General features: G+C 65.7%; 19 protein-coding genes and 1 pseudogene. 13 read left to right on the forward strand and 7 right to left on the reverse strand.

All coding sequences use genetic code 11. The features are described 5' to 3' along the window. From WAZ62_RS01605 to arsH, 5 genes and pseudogenes are all read right to left on the reverse strand, one after another. Positions 1–337 (reverse strand): annotated as a pseudogene (locus tag WAZ62_RS01605) (transposase); the annotation flags it as partial. A gap of 242 nt (positions 338–579) precedes the next feature. Further along, positions 580–831 (reverse strand): YgjP-like metallopeptidase domain-containing protein, encoded by a 252-nt coding sequence (locus WAZ62_RS01610; protein WP_422641782.1) that lies wholly within the window; start codon positions 829–831, stop codon positions 580–582. Between the two features lie 8 nt (positions 832–839). Beyond that, the gene (arsJ, locus tag WAZ62_RS01615) at positions 840–2,084 is read right to left on the reverse strand and encodes an organoarsenical effux MFS transporter ArsJ (protein WP_422641783.1); all 1,245 of its coding nucleotides are present in this window, start codon (positions 2,082–2,084) and stop codon (positions 840–842) included. A gap of 2 nt (positions 2,085–2,086) precedes the next feature. After that, positions 2,087–3,127 carry an ArsJ-associated glyceraldehyde-3-phosphate dehydrogenase gene (locus WAZ62_RS01620; protein ID WP_422641784.1) on the reverse strand — a complete coding sequence of 347 codons (1,041 nt, stop codon included), beginning with the start codon at positions 3,125–3,127 and terminating at the stop codon, positions 2,087–2,089. A 118-nt stretch (positions 3,128–3,245) separates the two neighbouring features. Further along, on the reverse strand, positions 3,246–3,968 hold the full coding sequence (arsH, locus tag WAZ62_RS01625) for an arsenical resistance protein ArsH (protein ID WP_422641800.1): 723 nt from the start codon (positions 3,966–3,968) through the stop codon (positions 3,246–3,248). A 116-nt stretch (positions 3,969–4,084) separates the two neighbouring features. Here arsH and WAZ62_RS01630 point away from each other — a divergent pair, with 116 nt between their 5' ends. The 6 genes from WAZ62_RS01630 to WAZ62_RS01655 all read left to right on the forward strand — a co-directional run bounded on the left by WAZ62_RS01630 (position 4,085) and on the right by WAZ62_RS01655 (position 12,140). Then, positions 4,085–5,101 (forward strand): putative 2-aminoethylphosphonate ABC transporter substrate-binding protein, encoded by a 1,017-nt coding sequence (locus WAZ62_RS01630; RefSeq protein WP_422641785.1) that lies wholly within the window; start codon positions 4,085–4,087, stop codon positions 5,099–5,101. 83 nt (positions 5,102–5,184) lie between these two features. Beyond that, positions 5,185–6,282, forward strand: coding sequence for a putative 2-aminoethylphosphonate ABC transporter ATP-binding protein (locus WAZ62_RS01635; RefSeq protein WP_422641786.1), 1,098 nt, complete (start codon positions 5,185–5,187; stop codon positions 6,280–6,282). Then, entirely contained in the window at positions 6,279–7,976 is a 1,698-nt protein-coding gene (locus WAZ62_RS01640; RefSeq protein ID WP_422641787.1) for a putative 2-aminoethylphosphonate ABC transporter permease subunit, read from the forward strand. The genes WAZ62_RS01635 and WAZ62_RS01640 overlap by 4 nt, the downstream gene beginning before the upstream one ends. A gap of 411 nt (positions 7,977–8,387) precedes the next feature. Further along, the gene (locus WAZ62_RS01645; RefSeq protein WP_422641788.1) at positions 8,388–9,245 is read left to right on the forward strand and encodes a helix-turn-helix domain-containing protein; all 858 of its coding nucleotides are present in this window, start codon (positions 8,388–8,390) and stop codon (positions 9,243–9,245) included. Positions 9,246–9,480: 235 nt separating this feature from the next. Continuing rightward, the gene (locus WAZ62_RS01650; protein ID WP_422641789.1) at positions 9,481–11,142 is read left to right on the forward strand and encodes an AMP-binding protein; all 1,662 of its coding nucleotides are present in this window, start codon (positions 9,481–9,483) and stop codon (positions 11,140–11,142) included. 38 nt (positions 11,143–11,180) lie between these two features. Continuing rightward, entirely contained in the window at positions 11,181–12,140 is a 960-nt protein-coding gene (locus WAZ62_RS01655) for a cyclase family protein (protein WP_422641790.1), read from the forward strand. Positions 12,141–12,431: 291 nt separating this feature from the next. On the opposite strand, the gene WAZ62_RS01660 is transcribed toward WAZ62_RS01655, so the two are convergent. Beyond that, entirely contained in the window at positions 12,432–13,682 is a 1,251-nt protein-coding gene (locus tag WAZ62_RS01660; protein WP_422641791.1) for an MFS transporter, read from the reverse strand. A gap of 107 nt (positions 13,683–13,789) precedes the next feature. Between WAZ62_RS01660 and WAZ62_RS01665 the strand changes: the two genes are divergently transcribed. The 4 genes from WAZ62_RS01665 (at position 13,790) to WAZ62_RS01680 (ending at position 18,541) form a co-directional block, all read left to right on the forward strand. After that, positions 13,790–14,431: a TetR/AcrR family transcriptional regulator gene (locus tag WAZ62_RS01665; RefSeq protein ID WP_422641792.1), complete on the forward strand. Its 642-nt coding sequence runs from the start codon at positions 13,790–13,792 to the stop codon at positions 14,429–14,431. A 78-nt stretch (positions 14,432–14,509) separates the two neighbouring features. Next, on the forward strand, positions 14,510–15,664 hold the full coding sequence (locus WAZ62_RS01670; RefSeq protein ID WP_422641793.1) for an acyl-CoA dehydrogenase family protein: 1,155 nt from the start codon (positions 14,510–14,512) through the stop codon (positions 15,662–15,664). Positions 15,665–15,668: 4 nt separating this feature from the next. Then, complete coding sequence (locus tag WAZ62_RS01675) at positions 15,669–16,847, forward strand: acyl-CoA dehydrogenase family protein (protein WP_422641794.1); 1,179 nt, start codon at positions 15,669–15,671, stop codon at positions 16,845–16,847. Positions 16,848–16,909: 62 nt separating this feature from the next. Further along, the gene (locus WAZ62_RS01680; protein WP_422641795.1) at positions 16,910–18,541 is read left to right on the forward strand and encodes an AMP-binding protein; all 1,632 of its coding nucleotides are present in this window, start codon (positions 16,910–16,912) and stop codon (positions 18,539–18,541) included. A gap of 12 nt (positions 18,542–18,553) precedes the next feature. Here WAZ62_RS01680 and WAZ62_RS01685 read toward each other — a convergent pair whose 3' ends face one another. Further along, entirely contained in the window at positions 18,554–19,024 is a 471-nt protein-coding gene (locus tag WAZ62_RS01685; protein WP_422641796.1) for a MarR family winged helix-turn-helix transcriptional regulator, read from the reverse strand. A gap of 116 nt (positions 19,025–19,140) precedes the next feature. Here WAZ62_RS01685 and WAZ62_RS01690 point away from each other — a divergent pair, with 116 nt between their 5' ends. The 3 genes from WAZ62_RS01690 to badI all read left to right on the forward strand — a co-directional run bounded on the left by WAZ62_RS01690 (position 19,141) and on the right by badI (position 22,466). Beyond that, entirely contained in the window at positions 19,141–19,908 is a 768-nt protein-coding gene (locus WAZ62_RS01690; protein ID WP_422641797.1) for a glucose 1-dehydrogenase, read from the forward strand. 343 nt (positions 19,909–20,251) lie between these two features. After that, positions 20,252–21,550, forward strand: coding sequence for a DcaP family trimeric outer membrane transporter (locus WAZ62_RS01695; protein ID WP_422641798.1), 1,299 nt, complete (start codon positions 20,252–20,254; stop codon positions 21,548–21,550). Between the two features lie 121 nt (positions 21,551–21,671). Then, a complete protein-coding gene (badI, locus tag WAZ62_RS01700; protein ID WP_422641799.1) occupies positions 21,672–22,466 on the forward strand; it encodes a 2-ketocyclohexanecarboxyl-CoA hydrolase in 795 nt (264 codons plus the stop codon). The last annotated feature ends 131 nt before the right edge of the window (positions 22,467–22,597 follow it).

Consider the following 22,597-nt stretch of genomic DNA (forward strand, 5'->3'; position numbering starts at 1 on the left):
ACGAAGGCGATCATGGCTTGTGTCGGCGGCCTGGCTCCGCCAGGGCAAAATAAGCCGACGCCTTGCGCAGGATCTCGTTCGCCTGCCGAAGCTCCCGCCTCTCGCGCTCCAGCGCTTTCAGCCGGGCTTCCACATCGCCGCCACGACCGCCGTCCGCACTGTCACATTCGGCTTTCTCGAGCCACAGCCGCAGCGTCTCTGCCGTGCAGCCGACCTTGGCCGCCCCTGCCGAGATCGCCGCCCAGCGCGAGGGGGGCTCTCTCCCGTGGTCCTGCGCCATGCGCACCGCCCGGGCACGCATCTCGGAGGAAAACTTCATCGCACTCTCGTTCGTCATCGCCACATCCTCTCAAAAGGATTGGCCTCCGACAAACCCGGCGCGGTTCAACAATGTGATTAAATGGTTGCCTTGAGAGAATGCCGTTCCCGGTAGCTGCCAGCCCCCGAAACCAAATAGATTACAAGAAGCCCACGCGCGAAAGCCCGTGGGCTTCTTGTCGTTCCAGGGGGCAACCAGCCGTATCCGGCCTGGCCGCCCCCGTGTCCGTTATCCGGGCGATGCAGAAACACGAACTGTCGCTAAAAGGATCGCCAGCCAGATACATGCGCCGTCATCAACGCCTTGAACAGGCAGCCGTGGTTCGGCACGCGCAGGTGAAGCCGTTCATGGGCAACGACGAAATCCTGGAAACTGTCCGGTTCATCGAAAAGATCGGCGGCGAGCGTAATCGTGCCCGCGCTCGAAGGTGTCCTGACGGCATTCGGACATCTTCCTCTCCGAGGTCGGCAGACCGCGGATCTCGGGACGCCCGCCGCAACAATCGCGGGCATGATCACGCTCACCCCTTGGCCTGTTCGATCGGCCGGGCTCGCGGCGGCAGGAACAGGGTGGCGAGCCAGCAACTCGCCAGCATGGCGGCCGAACCGGCCAGTGCCGCCTCGATCCCGCCCGCCTGATAGAGGATGCCGGAAAGGGCGACGCCGATGAAGCGGCCGGCGGCGTTGGCGGCATAATAGAAGCCGACGTCCTCCGCCAGCTTCTCCGAACCGGCGTAGGCGAGGATCAGATAGGAATGGACCGAGGAATTGATCGCGAAGGCGAAGCCGAAGATGGCGAGACCGGCGACCAGGATGGCGTCGGGCGGAAAGACCGTGCCGCCGATGGTGATCGGCCAGTTCAGCGCCGCGATCAGGCCGGGGGGAACAAGCGTGAGCGCCAGGGACCACCAGCGCGCCGCCGATACTTCGCGGCTGAGGCCGTCCGCGCTGCGCCGGATGAAGGCCGGAGCGGCGGCCTGCACGAGACCGTAGCCGATGGTCCAGAGCGCGAGAAACGTGCCGACACCGGTGAAGCTCCAGCCGGCGGCATAAAGGAAAACCGGCACGCCGACCACGAACCAGACATCGCGCGCCCCGAACATGCCGATCCGGGCAAGGGCCAGGAGGTTGACCCCCGCCGACTTCGAGAACAGTTCCTTCGTGCTTTTCGACGCCGTGGAACGGCCGAGCCGCCGCGGCAGCGACAGGGTGCCGGCCAGCAGGACGAGCAGCAGCAGGCCGGCCATGGACCACAGGGCGATACGGAAGCCCAGGGTTTCCAGCAGCAGGCCGCCGAGGAAGAAGCCGATGCCCTTCATGGCATTCTTGCTGCCGGTGAACCAGGCGACCAGGCGGAACAGGCGGGAGGAACCGTCGCCCGCGGTGAGCTTGATCGCGGATTTGGACGCGGTCTTGGTCAGGTCCTTGGCGACGCCGCAGATGCCCTGGCAGGCGACGGCCCAGGCGACCGCCTGCACCTCGCCCCAGTCCGGCGAGAGCAGGGACAGCAGGAGGAAGCCGGCGATCTGCGTGGCGAGGCCGACGCCCAGCATCCGCGTGATGCCGTAACGGGTGGCAAGCCAGCCGCCGATCAGATTGGCTCCGATCCCCGCCGCCTCGTAGAGCAGGAACAGCAGGGCGAGGGTGAAGGGGGAATAGCCCAACCGATAGAAATGCAGCAGCACCAGCATCCGCAGCGCGCCGTCCGTGAGCGTGAAGCTCCAGTAGGCGGCGGTGACGATCGCGTAATTACGGATGCCGGCCATGGTCAAAGGCCCCTTTGCCCGATCATCGTGGCAAGATCGACCATGCGGCAGGCGTAGCCCATTTCATTGTCGTACCAGGCATAGACCTTCAGCAGCGTGCCATCGGTCACCATGGTGGACAGTCCGTCGACGATGGAACTGCGGGTATCGCGCGCGTAATCGGCCGAGACCAGGGCGCGCCCCTCGTAGCCGAGAATGCCGGCGAGGGGGCCGGCGGCGGCTTCGGCGAAGAGGGCGTTCACCTCGTCGGCGCTGGTCTCCCGCGTCATCTCGAAAACGCAATCGGTCAGGCTGGCGTTCAGCACCGGCGCCCGCACCGCATGGCCGTTCAGCTTGCCCTTGAGCTCGGGATAGATGAGGGCGATCGCCGTGGCGCTGCCGGTCGTGGTCGGTTGCAGGCTGGTCATGGCGCTGCGGGCCCGGCGCAGGTCCTTGTGCGGGGCATCGACGACCACATTGGTGTTGGTCGGGTTGTGGATCGTGGTGATTTGGCCGTGGCGGATGCCGATCGCCTCGTGCACCACCTTGACCACGGGGGCGAGGCAATTGGTGGTGCAGGAGGCGGCGGTGACGATCGGATGCAGGGCCGGATCGTAGAGATGATCGTTGACCCCGACGACGATGTTCAGCACGTCGGGGAATTTCACCGGCGCGGCGACGATCACCCGCTTCGCGCCGCGATCGAGATGACCGCGCAGGCTGTCGGGGCTCAGGAATTTGCCCGTGCATTCGAGGATGAGATCGACGCCGAGGTCGCCCCAGGGAATCTCGCCGGGGGCCGCATGGGCGCTGACGCCCATGGCCTTGCCGGCGATCGACAGGCCAGCGTCCAGGGCCGCGATCGGGGTACGCCAGCGGCCCTGAACGCTGTCGAATTCCAGCAGATGGGCGATCACGCCGGCGCCGCCCTTGATTTCGTTCAGATGCACGATGTCGAGGCGATTGCCGCCACGCGGGTCGTCCGCCGGGCGCTCCGCGCCACCCATCGCCGCCCGCAGCGCCAACCGGCCGATCCGCCCCAGTCCGTTGATCCCGACACGCATGGCAAACCCTCCGACCGCGACGACGCTCCGACGGTGATTCAGCTATCCCACGTCAATGTCGGTTTCGTGACGGTCATCGCGGCGTTTCGGGAAATGACGACGATTTGGCCCGGCAGCGTCAGATCGACCGCTGATTCACCCTGCGCGACAGGGCTTCGGCACTCTCTCGCCGCTCGCTGTAGCGATCGGTCAGATAGTCGGCGCGATCCCGGGTCAGCAGGGTGAATTTCACCAGTTCCTCCATCACGTCGACGATGCGGTCGTAATAGGGCGAGGGTTTCATCCGGTCGTCCTCGCCGAATTCGGCGAAGGCCCTGGCGACCGAGGACTGGTTGGGAATGGTGATCAGGCGCATCCAGCGCCCCAGGATTCGCAACTGGTTGACGGCGTTGAACGATTGCGATCCGCCGCAGACCTGCATCACCGCCAGCGTCTTGCCCTGGGTCGGGCGCAAGGCGCCATCCGACAGGGGGATCCAGTCGATCTGCGCCTTCATGATGCCGGTCATGGCACCGTGCCGCTCGGGCGAGCACCAGACCATCCCCTCCGACCAGGCGACCAGATCACGCAATTCCCGGACCTTCGGGTGGGAAGGGTCGGCATCGTCGGGCAGCGGCAGGCCGGACGGATTGAACAGCCGGGTCTCGGCGCCGAAGGCCTCGAGGATGCGGCCCGCCTCCTCGCAGACCAGCCGGCTGAACGACCGCGCCCGCAAGGAGCCATGGAGCAGGAGGATGCGTGGCGGGTGGGTCGTCGGCTGCGGCGACAGCAGCTTGACGCGATCGATGGGCTGGAAACTGTCCAGGTCGAGGTTCCGGGTGTCGGCGTTGGGCAAGGAGATGCTCCCTGGCATTGGAAGGTGGATTCCAGAGATCCGGCGGGCTCGAGGCGTGAGAGAACGTCACGAGACTGCAAAACATGCATGTTAGGCCTTCCCCATCTTGAAAGGGGATCGACATGAATTTCAAAGCGCTTGCCGCCGGGGCACTGGTTGCCTTCTCCGCGACGTCGGCCATGGCCGCGACCGAAATCGTGGTCTATACAGCACTTGAGGCCGACCAGCTCAAGGCCTATGAGCAGGCCTTCGAAAAGGACAATCCGGACATCGATGTGCGCTTCGTGCGTGATTCGACCGGCATCATCACCGCCAAGCTCCTGGCCGAGAAAGCCAATCCGCAGGCCGACGCCGTCTGGGGTTTGGCAGCCACGTCGCTGATGCTCCTCGATGCCCAGAAAATGCTGATGGCCTACGCCCCGGCCGGTCTCGACGCCATCAATCCGAAGTTCCGCGACACGCGCAATCCGCCGACCTGGGTCGGCATGGACGTCTGGTCGTCGGCGATCTGCTACAACACCGTCGAGGGCGGCGCGAAGAACCTCACCGCGCCGACGTCCTGGGAAGACCTGACGAAGCCGGAATACAAGGGCGTGATCACCATGCCGAACCCCGCCTCGTCGGGCACCGGCTATCTCATGGTTTCCGCCTGGCTTCAGCTGATGGGCGAGGAGAAGGCCTGGGCCTTCATGGACAAGCTGCACGAGAATGTGGCCGCCTATACCCATTCGGGCTCCAAGCCCTGCAAGCAGGCCGGCGCCGGTGAATATGCCATCGGCATTTCGTTCGAATATCGCGCGGCCAAGACCAAGGCCGGCGGCGCGCCGATCGAAGTGATCTTCCCGAAGGAAGGCCTGGGCTGGGACCTGGAGGCGACGGCGATCCTGTCGACCACCAAGCACCCCGAGGCGGCCAAGAAACTGGCCGACTGGGCGGCGTCCCGCCAGGCGAACGAGCTTTACGCCGCCAGCTATGCCATGACCGCGATCGATGGCGTCGCCGGCAAGCTCGATTATGTCCCGGCCAATCTGGGCGAGATGCTGATCGACAACGACTTCAACTTCGCCGCCTCGAACCGCGAACGCATCCTGACGGAATGGACCAAGCGTTACGACGGCAAGTCGGAACCCAAGAAGTAATTTCCGATCCCCGGTGGATAGAGAAACGGCCGTGCCGGTTTGGCACGGCCGTTTGCATTCCGTCCGAAGGCGGGAGAGAGACGATGACCGACGATTATCTTGTAGTTCGAAATGTCTCGAAGCACTTCGGCGACTTCCAGGCCTTGCGCGACGTATCGCTGACGGTGCGCCGGGGTGAGTTCATTTCCTTCCTCGGGCCGTCCGGTTGCGGCAAGACGACCCTTCTGCGCGCCATATCGGGCCTCGATCCCCAGACGACGGGCACGATACTTCAGGCGGGTCGGGACGTGTCAGCCCTGCCGCCGGGGCAGCGCGACTTCGGCATCGTGTTCCAGTCCTATGCCCTGTTTCCCAATCTCACCATCGCCGCCAATGTCGCCTATGGCCTCCGAGGTCGGGACATGAACCGCAAGGCGATCGCCGAGCGGGTGGAATCCCTGCTTGAAACCGTTGGGCTGGCCGATCAGCTGAAGAAATACCCGGCGCAACTGTCGGGCGGTCAGCAGCAGCGTGTCGCCCTGGCGAGGGCGCTCGCCCCGTCCCCGGGTCTTCTGTTGCTGGACGAGCCTTTGTCGGCGCTCGATGCGCGGGTCAGGGCGCGGCTGCGCGGCGAGATCCGCGACCTGCAGCGCCGGCTCGGGATCACGACGATCATGGTGACCCATGATCAGGAGGAAGCCCTGACCATGGCCGACCGGATCGTGGTCATGAACACGGGTGTCATCGATCAGGTGGGCACGCCGCTTGAAATCTACAGCAAGCCCGAGACGCTGTTCGTCGCCGACTTCATCGGCAAGATCAACTGTCTCGAAGGGCGACTCGTCGACACCGGCACCGTGGAGGTGGCGGGGACCCGGCTGAGCGTGCAGACCCAGTCGAGCTTCGCCGTCGGAAACGCCGTGACCCTGTGCCTGCGGCCGGAAGACGTCCTGCTGCATGGAACCGATGGTGCCCCCAACAGTTTCGAGGTCGATGTCGGGGTCATGGAATATGTCGGCAATCATTTCTCGACCACGCTGCATGTCCCCGGCACTCATCTGAATGTTTCCGCCGAGCTGCCGATGAATGTCGTGCGGGACCAGGGCATAGCCCCGGGAATGCGCATCCCGGTGCAACTGCCGCCGGCCCGGATCCGCGTCTTCGGCCCGACCAGGACCCCGCGGCCGGAGATCGCGCGATGAGCAACTATGTGCTGGCCGGGCCGCGGGTGAGGCAGAAGGCGGCAGCCGACGAATGGGTGCAGCGGGGGATCCTCGCGCTGACCGCTATCGGCTTGCTGGTCGGGGTGGCGCTGCCACTCTGGTCGTTACTTTCTAAAAGTCTTGAGGACAGGGATGGAAATTTCGTGGGCTTGCGGAATTTCGTGGCCTATGTCGACTCTCCCGCCCTCTCGTCGTCGATCACCAACAGCCTGTTCATCACCATTGTTTCCACGGTGATCTGCGTCACTCTCGCCTTCTTCTACGCCTATGCCCTGACGCGGACCTGCGTGCCGGGACGCGGACTGTTCCGCATGATCGCCCAGGTTCCCATCCTCGCGCCGTCACTGCTGCCGGCCATCAGTCTGGTCTATCTTTTCGGCAACAAGGGCGTGCTCACGTCGTTGTTGATGGGCGAGACCATCTACGGCCCCATCGGTATCATCATCGGCGAGGTCTTCTGGACCTTCCCCCATGCTCTGATCATCATGGTGACGGCCTTGTCGACGGCGGATGCCCGCCTCTACGAGGCGGCCGAGGCCCTGGGCGCGGGCCCCCTGCGCCGCTTCCTCACCGTGACCCTGCCCGGCGCGCGCTACGGCATCATCAGCGCGATTTTCGTGGTCTTCACCCTGGTCATGACCGATTTCGGCGTCCCCAAGGTGATCGGTGGCCAGTACAACGTCATGGCGACGGACGTTTACAAGCAGGTGGTCGGGCAGCAGAAATTCGAGATGGGGGCCGTGGTGGGGCTGGTCCTGCTGCTGCCGGCTGTGCTGGCGTTCGTCGTGGACCGGATCGTCCAGCGCCGGCAGGCGGCGCAATTGTCGGCGCGGGCCGTGCCCCTGGCGCCGAGGCCCAACCGGCCGGTCGACCTCGCCTATTTCGCCTTCTGCGTCATCGTCTCTGCGCTCGTTCTCGGCCTGCTCGGCATGGCGGCCTTTGCCTCGCTGGCGAAACTGTGGCCTTACGATCTGTCGCTGTCATTGCGCAATTACGATTTCGACATGATGGATGGCGGGGGCTGGGAGAGTTACGGCAATTCCCTCCGCATGGCCTGCCTTACGGCGCTTTTCGGCACGATCATCGTCTTCGCCGGCGCATGGGCCTGTGAAAAGACCCGGGGCTGGGGGGCGCTGCGCACCACCGTGCATCTGCTGGCCCTGTTGCCGCTGGCGGTTCCCGGTATCGTCCTTGGCCTAGGCTATATCTTCTTCTTCAACGCACCGGGCAATCCGCTGGGAGGGCTCTACGGCACGCTCGCGATCCTCGTCATGTGCACGATCAGCCATTTCTATTCCGTGTCCCACCTGACGGCGGTCACCGCCCTGAAACAGATCGACGGTGAATTCGAGGCGGTTTCCGCGTCGCTGAAGGTTCCGGTGTGGCTCACGTTCCTGCGTGTGACCGTTCCAGTTTCATTGCCGGCGATCCTCGAGGTCGGCGCCTATTTCTTCGTGAACGCCATGACGACGGTCTCCGCCGTCGTGTTCCTCTATTCGCCGGATACGACGCTGGCTTCCGTCGCCGTCCTCAACATGGACGACGCCGGGGACGTGGCGCCGGCGGCGGCCATGGCCATGATGATCTTCGTGACAACGGCGGCCGTGCGCACGGTCTACGGGCTGGCGGCCGGCATCCTGCTGGAGCGGACACAACGCTGGCGTCGCCGCTGAGGCGCCCATGGCGGAATGACATCAGTGCATTAAAAGCACCTGAGCGGGTGTGAGTTGGATGTCGGTCGCGCGGGAGGAGGTCGATGGCCGCGCCTGTGGGGACACCGCCGGCCCGTGCCCGCCTGATCGGCTTCTTGAGGTGATGGCCGGCCCGCACAAACATCCGGCATTGCGATGCGGGATCGCCCGCTGTTCGTCACCCCCGGCTTCAGGACGGTCTTCATCCAGCTCGCGCGCGAATCCCTAGAGTTTCGCGCGAATCCATCAAGTGCTTCCCTGCGCGATCCGGGTGATGACGCTGGCGTCGACCCAGGCCGCGCATTAGTCTTGCCGGCAAACCAAGAAGAACGCGGGACAGGGCTCGATCCGCCGCCCGCCGGAAGGCGGCCCGCGCATGGGAGGTGGGGCCGCATGACCATCGATATCGACCTGGAGCAGACCGTCGACGCGGTGAAGCGCTTCGCCGATACGTCCCCGGTGGCGCGCCTGCAGCCGGCCGACCGGCCCGGGCCGAGCGTTGCCCTGTGGCGCCAGACGCCGCGCCTTCGCGTGTTCGAGGGGCATCGGCGGCGTTTCCTGGCGATTTCCCTTCAGGGCGATTCGACCCTGGAACAGATCGTCCGGGGCCGTTCGGTCTGGCGCGGCGCGGCGCGCGGCACCACCGTCCTGCTGGAGCCCGGCTTCGAATGCGATTGGCGCTTCACGGGCAATTTCGAGATGTTGCAGATCTATCTCGGCCCGGAATTCAATCTCGCCGGCGACCGCCTCGCGGATGTGACCACGCCCTTCCGTGATCCAGTCCTGTGGCACTACGCGACGACGATCGCCATGGTCCTGCGCGAGGGGTCGACCGCCGCCCCGGCATTGCCATCGCTGCTCGAATCGACCCAGGCCTATTTTCAGGCCAAATATGGCGAGACAAGCCCTGTCCCGGAACAGACCGCCGGTCTCGCGCCCGCCACGCGCCGCCGCATCGAGGACTTCGTCCGCACCGCTCTCGGGCAGCGGATCAGGGTCGAGGACATGGCCGCCCTCGCCGGCCTTTCCGTTGGTCATTTCGGCCGGGCCTTTCGCGAGAGCTACGGCCTCGCTCCCTATCAATATGTCCTGAACCAGCGGATCGCCCGGGCGCGGACCCTGCTGCTCGAAGGCGAGATGCCGATCGCGGCGATCGCCGCCGCCTGCGGCTTCGGCGGAGCAAGCCAGTTCGGCGCCGTGTTCCAGCGCGTCGTGGGCCGTTCTCCCAGCGCCTTCCGGCGGGCGGGCTGACGCGGTTCACTATAGGAATTCGCGCCCGAGCATAGCGTTTCAAACATGAACCCGAGCCCAGTGCCGAAAATCCTGTTCCCGTCCCATTAGGAAAGACGAAGCATCCTCCCAGAACAAAGAGGAACGCGGCGAACAGCCGTCTTCCGATAACGAGACCGGGGAGAGGACGGGGCGTGGCTTTTATTCCATGTTCCTCGCATCTCTCGCCATGGTTCTTCTGGTGAGAGGTGAGGGAATGAGTGTCTACGAGACGAAGCCTTGGCTGGCCCGTTATCCCGAAGGGCAGCCCGCCGGGCTCACGGCGGAATACGGCGACGCCCTCGCCATGTTCCGGGCTTCGGCCGGGCGCAATCCGGAGGGTGACGCCCTCCGCTATTTCGGTGGCCGCATCACCTATCGCGAGTTGGGCGCGCTGTCGGATGCCTTCGCCGCCGCCCTGCTGGATCGGGGCTTCAAGCGCGGTGAGCGGGTCGCGCTCTATCTCCAGAATGTCCCGCAATTCGTCATCGGCCTCGTCGGGACCTGGAAGGCGGGGGGCATCGCCGTTTCCATCAACCCGATGAACCGCCAGCGCGAGCTCGAACTGCTGCTCAAGGATTCGGGCGCCGCGGTACTGCTCTGCCTCGAGGGGCTCTACCGCGATGTCGCCGCGGGCGTGGTGCCGCGCACGGATGTCAGGACCATTATCACCACCTCCGAACTCGAATACCGCGCGCATGACGACGCCCGGCTTTTCGCCGGCATCACCCGCGCGCATTTCGAGGGGACGGAGGCCCTGGACGAACTGCTGGTGGCCTATCGCGGCCGGCCGGTGCCGCCGGTTAATTTCGGGCCCGGAGAGACAGCCGTCCTCACCTATACTTCGGGCACCACCGGGGCGCCCAAGGGGGCGATGAACACCCATGGCAACGTCGTCTTCAACGCCCAGACCTATCGCGACTGGTGCGGCCTGACCTCGGACGACGTGGTGCTGGGCATAGCGCCGCTCTTCCATATCACCGGGCTGATCGGCCATGTCGCCCTCAGCCTGCTGCTCGCCGCCCCCCTCGTGCTCATGTACCGCTTCGAGCCCTCGGTCGTTCTCGACACGATCGGCACGGAACGGCCGAGTTTCACCGTGGGCGCCATCACCGCCTTCATCGCCCTGATGAACCACAAGGACGCACCGAAGGCGGACTTTCGCTCGCTTCGCAAGATCGCTTCCGGCGGGGCGCCTATCCCGCCCTCGATCACCCGCGCCTTCGAGACCGTGTTCGGCCATTACATCCACAATGTCTACGGCCTGACCGAGACCACCTCGCCGTCGCATTTCGTGCCCCTCGGGGTGGAGGCGCCGGTCGATGCCGCCTCGGGCGCATTGTCGGTGGGCGTGCCCGTGTTCGACACGATCGTGCGCATCGTCGGCGAAGACGGACAGGAGCTGCCGGTGGGCGAGGTGGGGGAGATCGTGACCAGCGGCCCCCAGGTGATCGCCGGCTATTGGAACAAGCCGGAGGAGACCGCCCATGCCATCCCGAACGGCGCGCTTCATACGGGCGATGTCGGTTACATGGATGCCGAGGGCTGGTTCTATATCGTCGACCGCAAGAAGGACCAGATCAATGCCGCCGGTTACAAGGTCTGGCCGCGCGAGGTCGAGGACGTGCTCTACGAGCATCCGGCGGTGCGCGAGGCGGCCGTTATCGGCGTTCTCGATCCCTATCGGGGCGAGACGGTGAAGGCTTTCGTCAGCCTGCGCCCCGGGCAGGGTGCCCAGCCGGACGAGTTGATCGCCTTCTGCAAGGAACGTCTCGCCGCCTACAAATATCCGCGATTCGTCGAAGTGCTCGACGAATTGCCGAAGACCGTGACCGGCAAGATCCTGCGCCGCGAATTGCGCGATCGGCCACGGGCCTGAATCGCCAGCAACCCAAAACAGAAAACCGGGAGAGAAACATGACGAAAGAAGCGCCCTATGTCGGCGACCTGCTGCGCGACGCACCGAAGAACTGGGGCAAATGGGGCCCGAACGACGAACTGGGCGCGCTGAACTACCTTGGTCCGGCGGAAGTGCTGCGGGCGGTCGGCCTCGTCCGTGCCGGCAAGGTCTTCACCCTGCAGGTTCCCATGGGCAATCCGGTGGGTGATCCGGTGTGGCCGGGCCGGCGGGGCGCGGAGCGTTACCAGATCCTCGACGAAGGCTATTGGACCGTGGGCAAGGGGCCGAGCTTCCCCGGTGGCATTCACTACGCGGACGATGCGATGTCGGCCTTCCTACAGGGCTCGACCCAATATGACGCGCTGGGTCACGTCTGGTACGACGGTCAGCTTTACAATGGCTATGACGCCCAGAGCACGATCGGCGGCATGGCCAAGGCCAGCGTGCTGCCGATCGCGGAGCGTGGCGTGGTCGGCCGGGGCGTGCTGATCGACATGGCCAAGCATCGCGGCAAGGAAAACCTCGAGAAGGGCGAGACCTTCGATCACGAGGACCTGATGGCGGCGGCGGCGCGCCAGGGCGTGGAGATCAGCCCGCGCTCCATCCTGGTCATCCGCACCGGCTGGATCGAGACCTATTTCCGCGACGGCAAGGAGGAGTTCTACGACGGCTTCATCGAGCCCGGCCTGACCTATTCGCCGGCCCTGGTCGAATGGTTCCGCGCCATGGAGATCCCCAACCTCGTGACCGATACGATCGCGAACGAGGTCACCGTCGATCCGGTCAGCGGCGTCGCCCTGCCGCTGCACTGCGCGCTGATGCGGAATCTCGGGGTTACCTTCACCGAGATCTGTGACCTCAGGAAACTCTCCGACGACTGTTCGGCCGATGGCCAGTGGGATTTCCTTTATGCCGCCGCGCCGTTGAAGGTGGTGAACGGCACCGGCTCGCCGGTCAATCCCATCGTTCTGAAGTAGGCATGAACGGGGACGGCGCGGATGTGTGACTTCCAGACCAGGGCCATGCTGGTCGCTCGATCGATCCGCGCCGCCCGCCTCGCCATGGCGGGTGGCCAGACCGCGTCGCCGGAAGGCGGGGGAACAGCCCCGGAAAGACCGCTGCCTTCGCCCCTACAGGGTTTCGGCTGCGCCTGCGGCCGCCCGATGGGGCACGGACGCGGCACCCGTCCGGTGTTCGCCGCCACGTCCGGAAGCGGGCAGGAATAGCCCGGACACCTGGCGGTGGCGGTGGGCACGTTCCGTGGCCGGTTACGGAACGGCCTCGGCATTTGACCCGGCCTGCCTTCCTGTCGGGCGGCTGAAATGGCGGCAGGCCGCCAGCAGCACCAGGCAGAGGGCGGCCGCGCTCGCGCAATAGGCGACGATGGCATTCGGAAGCCCGACATGGTCGGCGAGGAAGCCGACGCCGAGGATGGGGGCGATGGTCCCGAGATAGCCAATGGTCAGGAAGCTGGCCAGGAAACCGGCGTGCTCGCCTTCTTCCTGGCCGAGACGGTTGACGAAGCCAAGGCCCGACATGAAGGCGAGGCCATGGCCCATGCCGATCACGATATCGGCGAGACCGAAGGCGATGATCGAGCCGGTGGCACCGGCGATGCCAAGGCACAAGACCCCGAGCGCCATCAGGCCGAGCGCGATGGTCAGGCCCCTGGCGGTATCGAGTCCACGAGCGGGCAACTGGACCGAGGCGGAGCAGAAGAGAACGGCGGCGACCAGCGTGCCGCTGACCGCCGGGCCATGCCAGGGCAGGACGCCGGTGACGAAGGACGGGGCCAGGGAGGCGATCAGGCTGAACAGCGAGTAAGCCGTGAAGACCGAGAAGGCCGCGACGAGAAACAGGCCGCGCCGTCGTGGCAGCACAAGCCGTGGCATCAGCGAGAAACCCGCGCGCGGGACGGCCGGCCGGGTGTCCCGGACGAAGACGAGAAGACCCGCGAGGATGAGCAGTGCCAGGACGAAGACGACCCCATAGGGCGTCATCAGCGGTGCCGGCGCGAACTGGCCGACGAGGCCGGTCGCGAAGGGGCCAAGACCAAAGCCCGCCATGGTTACCGAAGAAGCGGTGATGGAGGCCATCCGCCGTGGCCCCGCCGGCTCGGTCTCGACGAGGCCGAGGGTCGCAGCGCTGGTGATCAGGCCGGAGGCGACGCCGATGACGGCGCGAGCGAGGATCAGCATGGCGGGGCTCGCCGCGACCGCCGAAAGGGCAAGGCCGACCAGAATGACCGCGAGGCCGGCCTTCAGCACGGGGAGGGCGCCGAAACGGGATGACATCCGGCCAAGGAAAAGAAAGGTCGCCACCACGCCGATCATGTAAGCGACATAGATGACGGTGATGTCGCTGGGAGAGAGGCGCCAGGCTTCCTCGTACAGGGGATAAAGCGGGCTTGGCATGGTCGCGCCCATTGTCCCGGCGACAAGGGCAAGGGCGACGAACACGAAGGAGAGCCAGCGCGGTCGGGATGACGCGCGGGATTCGGGCGGGATTGATACCATCATGGCCTCCGGCCGCTGGTGGGCGGTGATTCCGCATCTAAAATGACCGTTCGGTCATTTTAGATCAAATGATGGCGTGGTATGCCGCCATGCATGAATGGAGGTTCGGAATGACGGGCGAGAGCGGGAAGGGGGCGGGGGCGAGCCCGGCCCGGCGCCGGGGACCCAGCCCGGAAAAGACCGCGCGGACGAGGGCGGCCATCGTCGAGGCGGCCATGGCGGAGTTCCTCGAGCGGGGATATTCGGCTTCGACCATGGCCGGCGTTGCCCGCCGCGCCGGCATCGCCAAGGGCACCATCTATCTTTATTTCCCGACCAAGGAGGCGCTGTTCGCGGGCATCGTCCGCGACATCGTCACCAACCCGCTGAGGGAGGCGGAGGAACAGGAAATCGGGCCGGACGAAACCGTCGCCGACTATTTTCGCCGCACGCTGGTTCCGGTCATGCGCCGGATCGAAAGCGGTGGCCGCGCCGCCGTCGCCCGCCTGATCCTGGCGGAAGGGGCAAGGATCCCGGTGCTGGCCGAAGTCTACCGGCAGGACGTGTTCCTGCCGCTGATCGAGCACATTCGTCTTCATGCTGCGCGCGCCGTGAAACGGGGCGAGGCGGGGGGCGAGATCCTGGCGCGCCATCCCCACCTGCTGCTCGCGCCGCTCTGGGTCGGCATGGTCAACAATGGCGTGATCGCGCCGCAGCATCCCGTCGACATCGGCGCCCTGTTCGAGGCGAGCCTGTCGCTGATCTTCCGCTGAGGCGGCGCGCGCCGGTATTTATAGCAAGGCATTGACATTAAATTCCGGGTGCGTAGATTGCGCTCAGGAGGAATATCAATGCCTTTATACAAAAACGACCTGGAGGCGATCACCTCGGCGGTGCGTCGCTTCGTCGATGAAAGGCTGATCCCCGCCGAAGCCCATGTGGCGGAGGCGGACGCGATCGATCCGGCGATCGTCGAAGGGATGCGCGACCTTGGCCTGTTCGGCCTCTCCGTGCCCGAGGAATTCGGCGGCCTCGGCCTCACCATGGAAGAGGAAGTCCTCGTCATGTTCGAGCTGGGCCGGGCCTCGCCCGCCTTTCGCTCGCTGGCGGCGACCAATGTCGGCATCGGCTCGCAGGGCATTTCGATCGACGGCACGCCCGATCAGAAGACGAAATATCTGCCGCGCATCGCCACCGGCGAATTGATCGGCTCCTTCGCCCTGACCGAGCCGAACGTCGGCTCGGACGCGGGCGCGGTCCAGACCCGCGCCCGGCGCGAGGGCGATGTCTATGTCCTGAACGGCACCAAGCGGTTCATCACCAATGCGCCCCGTGCCGGCGTCTTCACCGTGATGGCGCGCACCGACGCCGGAAAGCCCGGTGCCTCGGGCGTTTCCGCCTTCATCGTCGAAGCCGGCACGCCGGGCCTTTCCATCGGCAAGCCCGAGGTGAAGATGGGGCAGAAAGGCTCCCACGTCGCCGACGTGATCTTCGACGAATGCCGGGTGCCGGCGGAAAACATCATCGGCGGCATCGAGGGCCGGGGCTTCCATACCGCGATGAAGGTGCTGGACCGCGGCCGTCTCGGCATCGCCGCCGCCTGCACCGGCTTCGCCGAGCGGATCCTCGACGAATCCGTCGACTATGCGGCGGGTCGCAAGCAATTCGGCAAGGCGATCGCGGAATATCAGCTGATCCAGGCGATGATCGCCGACAGCCGGACCGAGGCGCTGGCCTCCCGCGCCATGGTGCTGGAAACCGCGCGGGCCAAGGATGCCGGGCGCGACGTCGGCATCGAGGCGTCATGCTGCAAGCTCTTCGCCTCCGAGATGGTCGGCCGGGTCGCCGACCGCAATGTCCAGATCCATGGCGGCGCGGGTTACATCGCCGACTATCCGGCCGAGCGCCACTACCGCGATGTCCGCCTTTATCGGATCTACGAGGGCACGTCGGAAATCCAGCGTCTGAAAATCGGCCGCGACACGATTCGCGCCCGGGCGAGGTAACGAGATGAGCAGCACCAGCCATGCCGCCGGCAGCGGTCTTCCCTGCGGCTTCACCGAGGAACAGGCGAGCTTTCGCGAGACTGCCCTGCGCTTCGCCCGCGATGTCCTGGCGCCGGCCTCGCGTCGCTTCGAGCAGGAAGGCATCGTCCCCCTCGACGTGCGGAAGGCGATGGGCGAGCTTGGTCTGATCGGCGCCGAGTTTCCCTCGGAATACGGCGGTCTCGGCGTCTCCCATGTCACCTCGGGCATCATTCTCGAGGCGATCTCGGAAGGGGATTTCAACACCGGCTACATCCAGTTGCTCGGCTCGCTCTGCGGCATGATCCTGGCGCGTTACGCCGCGCCCGCCATCGCCGCCGAGGTCCTGCCCAAGATCTGCTCCGGCCAGTCCATCGTGGCGCTCGCCCTGACCGAGCCCCAGGGCGGCTCGGATGCCGGCGCGCTCCGCCTCAAGGCCGTTCGCGATGGCGATGATTACGTCCTGACCGGCGAGAAGACCTCGATCTCCATGGCCGACCAGTCGGATTATGCCGTCGTCTTCGCCCGCACGGGCACCGATGCACAGAAGGCGCGCGGCATTTCCGCCTTCCTCGTCGACCTTCACGCGCCGGGGATCAGCCGGACCCGCTTCCACGACCTTGGCCAGCTGGCGATCGGGCGCGGCTCGATCTTCTTCGACGGCGTCCGCGTGAAAGCCTCCGCCCGTCTCGGCGACGAGGGCATGGGCTTTGTCCAGGTGATGCAGGGCTTCGACTTCAGCCGCGCCCTCATCGGCCTGCAATGCCTGGCGATCGCCCGGGTCAGCCTGGCCGAGACCTGGAAATACGTGCAGGAGCGGAAAGCCTTCGGCAAGCCGCTGTCCGACAACCAGGGCGTGACCTTCCCCCTCGCCGAGGCGGAGACCATGGTCGAGGCCGCCCGCCTGCTCTGCTACCAGACGCTGGCGGCCAAGGATGCCGGCGCCCCCCATACCCGCGAGGCGGCGATGTGCAAATGGTGGGCGCCCAAGCTCGCCTTCGAGGTGGTGCATCAGTGCCTGCTGATGCACGGTCATGCCGGCTACAGCAACGAACTGCCGTTCGAACAGCGCCTGCGCGACGTGCTCGGCCTCCAGATCGGCGACGGCACCGCCCAGATCATGAAGCTGATCATTGCCCGCGAGGCACTTCGCGCCGCCGCCTGAAGGCGGTGGAACAACGACAGGGCCGGCAGCGAAGCCGACCGGCCGACCAGGGAGACGGAAACATGACCGCTTACGGCAGCACGGCCTATCGGCGCGGCGAAATGGTGGCGAAGGGCTACTGGCGTGACCTGACGCTGCTCGATCACCTGAGGCGCGTGGTGGCGGAGACGCCGGACAAGACGGCGCTGGTCGCCACCCGGTCCGAAAGCGGCGAGGCCTGCCGTCTCAGCTTCGCGGAACTCGACCGGCGCTCCGATCTCGTCGCCCTGTCCTTGCGGGACTGCGGCGTCGGGCGCGGCGATGTCGTGTCGTTCCAGCTGCCCAACTGGTGGGAATTCACCGTCCTTCACCTCGCCTGCCTGAAGCTGGGCGCGATCAGCAATCCGCTGATGGTCATTTTCCGCGAGCGGGAATTGACCTTCATGCTCGGCCTTGCCGAATCCAGGGTCCTGGTGGTGCCGCATCGCTTCCGGGGCTTCGACTATCCGGCCCTCGCCGCGGATGTCCAGGCGCGCCTGCCGGGGCTCGCTCATGTCTTCATCGCCGGTGGCACGGGGGACAAGGCTTTCGAGCGTCTGCTGGAGCCGAAGGCGGGCGAGGCCGGACGGGCATCGCTGAAGCCCTATCCGCTCGCGGCCGATGATGTCATCCAGCTTCTCTATACCAGCGGCACGACGGGCGAGCCCAAGGGGGTGATGCATACCTCCAACACCATGCTGTCCAACCTCGTGCCCTTCGCCGAGAGGCTGCATCTTGGCCGCGACGACGTCATTCACATGCCGTCGCCCATGGCCCATCAGCTGGGCTTCATGTATGGCCTCGTGCTGCCGGTGATGCTGGGGGCGACCGCCGTCCTTCAGGATATTTTCGCGGCGCCTGAAATGGCCCGCCAGATCACCGAGGAACAGGCGACATTCACCATGGGGGCGACCCCCTTCCTCAATGACCTGACCGGCCATGTGGAAGCCACGGGGCAGGGGACGCCGACGCTCGCCGTTTTCGTCTCCGCGGGTGCGCCCATCCCGCGCGCCCTCGTCGCCCGGGCCCGCGTCGCGCTGGGCGCCCCCGTGATTTCCGCCTGGGGCATGTCGGAAAACGGCGCCGTCACCACGACGAAGCCCGAGGATCCCGAGGACAAGACCACCTCGACCGATGGCGTCGCCCTGACGGGCATGGAGGTGCGGGTGGTCGACATCGCCGGCACGGCCCTCGCCCCGGGTGAGGAGGGGATGCTGCAGGTTCGCGGCTGTTCCAATTTCGTCGGCTACATGAAGCGGCCCGATCTGCCCGGCCAGTCGGCCGAGGGCTGGTTCGACACCGGCGATATCGCCCGCATGGATGCCGACGGCTACATCCGCATCGCCGGTCGCTCCAAGGACATCATCGTGCGCGGCGGCGAGAATATCCCGGTGGTCGAGGTCGAGGAATTGCTGTTCAAGCATCCCGCGGTCTCGGCCGTCGCCATCGTCGGCTATCCCGACAATCGCCTGGGCGAGAGGGCCTGCGCCTTCGTCATCCTGCGCGAAGGCGCCAGCCTCGGCTTCGATGAGATGATCGCCTACCTGCGCGAGCAGAAGATGGCGCAGCAATATTTCCCGGAGCGGCTGGAGATCGTCGACGAATTGCCCCGCACGCCGAGCGGCAAGATCCAGAAATTCCGCCTGCGCGAAATCGCCGCCACGCCCGGGGCCTGAACGGCGATGACCCTAGACCTCCCCCAGGCCCGCCTTCAGCCGGTCCAGCAGCCGATAGAGCATCAGCTTTTCCTCGGCGCTGAAGCCGGCGAGGGAGCGGTTGTAGAACTCGTCGATCCTGACCAGCATCCGCGCCCAGATGGCGTCGCCCGGCACGGTCATGCGGATGCGCCGGCTGCGGCCGTCGGCCGGGTCCTTCACCCGCTCGATCCAGCCGCGCGCCTCCAGCCGGTCGATCACCGGGGTCAGGTTCTGGCGGCTGACGGCGAGAAACTCCAGCAGTTCCTTGACCGTCATGCCGGCCTCGTGGACGCGGGGGCGGGACAGCGCGCCGAGCACGCCCCATTGCTGGGTCGTGGTGCCGAATTCCGACATGAAGCGGGTGCCGTTTTTGTGCAGCAGGTTCGAGGCCTGGTAGAGCCGGAAATAGAGGCGGTTCGAAATATCGAAATTCGCCTGGTCGATCTGGTCGCTCGTGGCCACAGCCGTCTTGCTCCTGGTCATCCAATCGGCCCCGTTTCAAATCAATACCTTGCCATATCCACTCTATAGCAAGGCTCGAATACAGCAACATTTCCGAACAGTATAGAGGTAACGCGATGAGCGACTTCAGCGGCAAGACCATCATCATCACCGGCGGCGCCGGCGGCATCGGATCGGCGACCGTCGCCCATTTCGCCGCGCTCGGCGCCAGGGTCGCGGTCTTCGACCGCAATCTCGAGGCGGCCGAGACCGTGGCCGCGACGATCACCGCCGCCGGCGGCATCGCCAAGGCCTTCGCCTGTGACATCACCGATCGCGCCCAGGTCGAGGCGGCGGTGGCGGCCACCGAGGACAGCCTCGGCCCGATCGAGGTTCTGGTGAACAACGCCGGCTGGGATGTCTTCCGTCCCTTCCTGAAGACGACGCCCGACCAGTGGGAAAAGCTCATCGCCATCAACCTGACCGGCGCGCTGCACATGCATCATGTGATCGTGCCGCTGATGGCGGCGCGCAAGCGCGGCCGGGTGATCAACATCGCCTCGGACGCCGCCCGCGTCGGCTCCTCTGGCGAGGCGGTCTATGCCGCCTGCAAGGCGGCGCTGGTCGCCTTCTCGAAGACCATGGCGCGCGAACACGCCCGCGACCAGATCACCTTCAACGTCGTCTGCCCGGGGCCGACCGACACCGCGCTCTTCGCCGAATACAAGGAAGGCGCCGGCAACCCCGAGAAGCTGATGGAAGCCTTCCGCCGCTCGATCCCGCTTGGCCGCATCGGCCAGCCGAGCGACCTGCCGGGCGCCATCGCCTATTTCGCCAGCGATGCCGCGGGCTTCGTAACGGGCCAGGTCCTTTCTGTCTCCGGCGGGTTGACCATGGTCGGCTGATCCCGGGGCCATGCCGGCGGAAAGGTTACGCCGGCATGGCCTTTCTCTCATCGCGATAATTGACAGTATACGTAAAATAAGAATACATATTAATAAGCCCGCGGGGAGCGGGCGACCGTAACGACGACACCGGTAATGGTGCGCTGGGGGAAACGACATGAAGCCATGCCCGCGAGGCGCGTGAAGCGTCGCACACGAGATAAATCCGTAATGGCGTAACCGAATCCGGCGCGACCGGACCGGAAAAAACTCGCGGTGAATTCACCGCGGGAAGGGCGGCACTTTGCCAAAAACCAGCAGAGAGGAAAAAGCCATGTTGAAGAGCAGGGGCAGGGGTTTGTTGATGTCGGGCGCGCTTGCCGCAACCGTCGGCGTTCCGGGGATCGCCATGGCGGGCACCGAGATCGACGCGCTGAAGCAGCAGATCGAGCAATTGCAGCGCCAGCTGAACGACATCCAGGCGCGCCAGACCGAGGTCGAGAAGAAGCAGGGCGATGCCCTGACCGAGGCGGATCTGAAGGGATCCATGCCCGGCTCGTTCCGCATTCCAGGGACCAGCACGTCGGTCAAGATCGGCGGCTATGTCAAGCTCGACGGCACCTATGACATGGGGCCGTCCATGGGCTCGGTGGTGACGCCGGACAGCATGGCGCTCGACGGCACGCGGGAGAAGGACGGCGCCTTCGGCTTCAACGCCCGCCAGACCCGGCTGAACGTCACGACGGAAACGCCCTTCGACGGCTTCACCGCCCGTTCGGTCATCGAACTCGATTTCTACGGCTCGGGCGGGACCGAGGCGGCGACCAATTCCGTCAGTCCCCGCCTGCGTCATGCCTATATCACCGCGGGCCCGCTGACCCTGGGCCAGACCTGGACCACGCCCTACGATCTGGTCGCCGCGCCCGAGAAGCTCGATTTCGGCGGCCTCCCGGCGGAACTGGCGCTGCGCCAGCCGCAGATCCGCTACACCTATGCCGAAGGGCCGGACACGCTTTCGGTCGCGCTCGAGAATCCGGAAAGCGACTTCATCGGCAATGTCGCCGCCAATAATTCCAACGCGGCCTCGACCGGCGGCATTTCCGGCCTCGCCGATCCCAATGTCGACCACCTGCCCGATTTCACCTTCCGCTATGCGCGCAAGTTCGACTGGGGCCATCTGGCGGGCTTTGGCATCGCCCGCGAAATCTCGGCCGATACGGCGACGGCGGATGATTCGGTCTTCGGCTGGGGCCTCGGTCTGTCGGGTTCGATCAAGTTCCTGGAGAAGGACAAGTTCGGCTTCCAGGCACTCTACGGCGAGGGCGTCAATCGTTACATGACCCTGTCCTACCGCCAGAGCGCCAGCTTCGATGGCACCAACCTCGAAGCCCTGCCGTCCTGGGGCGGCACCTTCACCGTGCAGCACCATTGGGACGACATGTTCCGCAGCAACCTGACCTTCGGCTATCACAAGATCGAGAACAACAGCACCGTGCCGCTGACCGCCAACAAGGAAATGCTGACCTTCCACGGCAATCTGATCGCGACGATCATTCCGCCGCTCGACGTCGGCATCGAATACAGCCATGCGGAGCGCGAAACGGAAGGCGGCGACAGCGGCAGCGCCGACCGCATCCAGGCCTCGGCCATCTACAAGTTCTGACCTCTCGCCCCGGGGTGCCCCTGGCCCCCGGGGTTTCGTCCGGCGATATATAACAATGCATTGACATAAAAATCGGCGCCGCCTAGCGTGTGCCCGGAGAAACCAAGGGAGAGCGTCCGAGATGACCGCCTATGAAGACATCCTCTACGAAGTGCGCCCGGCCGGGGTCGCCCGCATCACCATCAACCGTCCCGACCGCTACAATGCCTTCCGGGGCCGCACGGTCGATGAATTGATCCATGCTTTCCAGACCGCGGGCTGGGACAAGTCGATCGGCGTCATCGTGCTGACCGGCGCCGGCGACAAGGCTTTCTGCACCGGCGGCGATCAGGGCGCCCATGACGGCCAATACGACGGCCGGGGCACCATCGGCCTGCCGATCGACGAATTGCAGAGCCTGATCCGTGACGTGCCGAAGCCGGTGATCGCCCGGGTCGCCGGTTTCGCCATCGGCGGCGGCAATGTCCTCGCCACCATCTGCGATCTGACCATTGCTTCCGAGAGGGCTCAGTTCGGCCAGGTCGGCCCCAAGGTCGGCTCGGTCGATCCGGGCTTCGGCACCGCCTATCTCGCCCGGGTCGTCGGCGAGAAGCGCGCGCGAGAGATCTGGTATCTGTGCCGTCGCTATACCGCGGCCGAAGCCCTGCAGATGGGCCTGGTCAATGCCGTCGTGCCCCATGAGGAGCTGGATGCCGAGGTCGACCGCTGGTGCGCCGAACTGATCGAGCGCAGCCCGACCGCCATCGCGCTGGCCAAGCGCTCGTTCAATGCCGATACGGAAAGCATCCGGGGCATTTCGTCGATGGGGATGCAGGCGCTCAGCCTCTACTACGACACCGACGAATCGAAGGAAGGCGGCGTCGCCTTCCGCGAGAAGCGCAAGCCCGACTTCCGCCGCTTCACCGAAGGCAAGTGATGACCGGGGTGGTCGACAGCGCGGCGGTCTCGTCGCGGCGCGAGGGCGGCGTGGTGGTCGCGACCATCGGCAATCCGCCGGTGAACGCGCTTTCCGCCGCCGTGCGCCAGGGGCTGCTCGCGGCCCTGCGC

Origin of the sequence: Zavarzinia sp. (genome assembly GCF_049306435.1) — a bacterium.
In the GTDB taxonomy this organism is placed as follows: Bacteria; Pseudomonadota; Alphaproteobacteria; order Zavarziniales; family Zavarziniaceae; genus Zavarzinia.

Coding starts and splice junctions, on each gene's coding strand:
- WAZ62_RS01670 (WP_422641793.1), top strand. CDS start 14,510: ATGCCTTTATACAAAAACGACCTGGAGGCGATCACCTCGGCGGTGCGT.
- WAZ62_RS01645 (WP_422641788.1), top strand. CDS start 8,388: ATGACCATCGATATCGACCTGGAGCAGACCGTCGACGCGGTGAAGCGC.
- WAZ62_RS01650 (WP_422641789.1), top strand. CDS start 9,481: ATGAGTGTCTACGAGACGAAGCCTTGGCTGGCCCGTTATCCCGAAGGG.
- WAZ62_RS01690 (WP_422641797.1), top strand. CDS start 19,141: ATGAGCGACTTCAGCGGCAAGACCATCATCATCACCGGCGGCGCCGGC.
- arsJ (WP_422641783.1), bottom strand. CDS start 2,084: ATGGCCGGCATCCGTAATTACGCGATCGTCACCGCCGCCTACTGGAGC.
- WAZ62_RS01610 (WP_422641782.1), bottom strand. CDS start 831: ATGCCCGCGATTGTTGCGGCGGGCGTCCCGAGATCCGCGGTCTGCCGA.
- WAZ62_RS01620 (WP_422641784.1), bottom strand. CDS start 3,127: ATGCGTGTCGGGATCAACGGACTGGGGCGGATCGGCCGGTTGGCGCTG.
- WAZ62_RS01630 (WP_422641785.1), top strand. CDS start 4,085: ATGAATTTCAAAGCGCTTGCCGCCGGGGCACTGGTTGCCTTCTCCGCG.
- WAZ62_RS01640 (WP_422641787.1), top strand. CDS start 6,279: ATGAGCAACTATGTGCTGGCCGGGCCGCGGGTGAGGCAGAAGGCGGCA.
- WAZ62_RS01675 (WP_422641794.1), top strand. CDS start 15,669: ATGAGCAGCACCAGCCATGCCGCCGGCAGCGGTCTTCCCTGCGGCTTC.
- WAZ62_RS01695 (WP_422641798.1), top strand. CDS start 20,252: ATGTCGGGCGCGCTTGCCGCAACCGTCGGCGTTCCGGGGATCGCCATG.
- WAZ62_RS01660 (WP_422641791.1), bottom strand. CDS start 13,682: ATGATGGTATCAATCCCGCCCGAATCCCGCGCGTCATCCCGACCGCGC.
- badI (WP_422641799.1), top strand. CDS start 21,672: ATGACCGCCTATGAAGACATCCTCTACGAAGTGCGCCCGGCCGGGGTC.
- WAZ62_RS01655 (WP_422641790.1), top strand. CDS start 11,181: ATGACGAAAGAAGCGCCCTATGTCGGCGACCTGCTGCGCGACGCACCG.
- WAZ62_RS01665 (WP_422641792.1), top strand. CDS start 13,790: ATGACGGGCGAGAGCGGGAAGGGGGCGGGGGCGAGCCCGGCCCGGCGC.
- WAZ62_RS01680 (WP_422641795.1), top strand. CDS start 16,910: ATGACCGCTTACGGCAGCACGGCCTATCGGCGCGGCGAAATGGTGGCG.
- WAZ62_RS01635 (WP_422641786.1), top strand. CDS start 5,185: ATGACCGACGATTATCTTGTAGTTCGAAATGTCTCGAAGCACTTCGGC.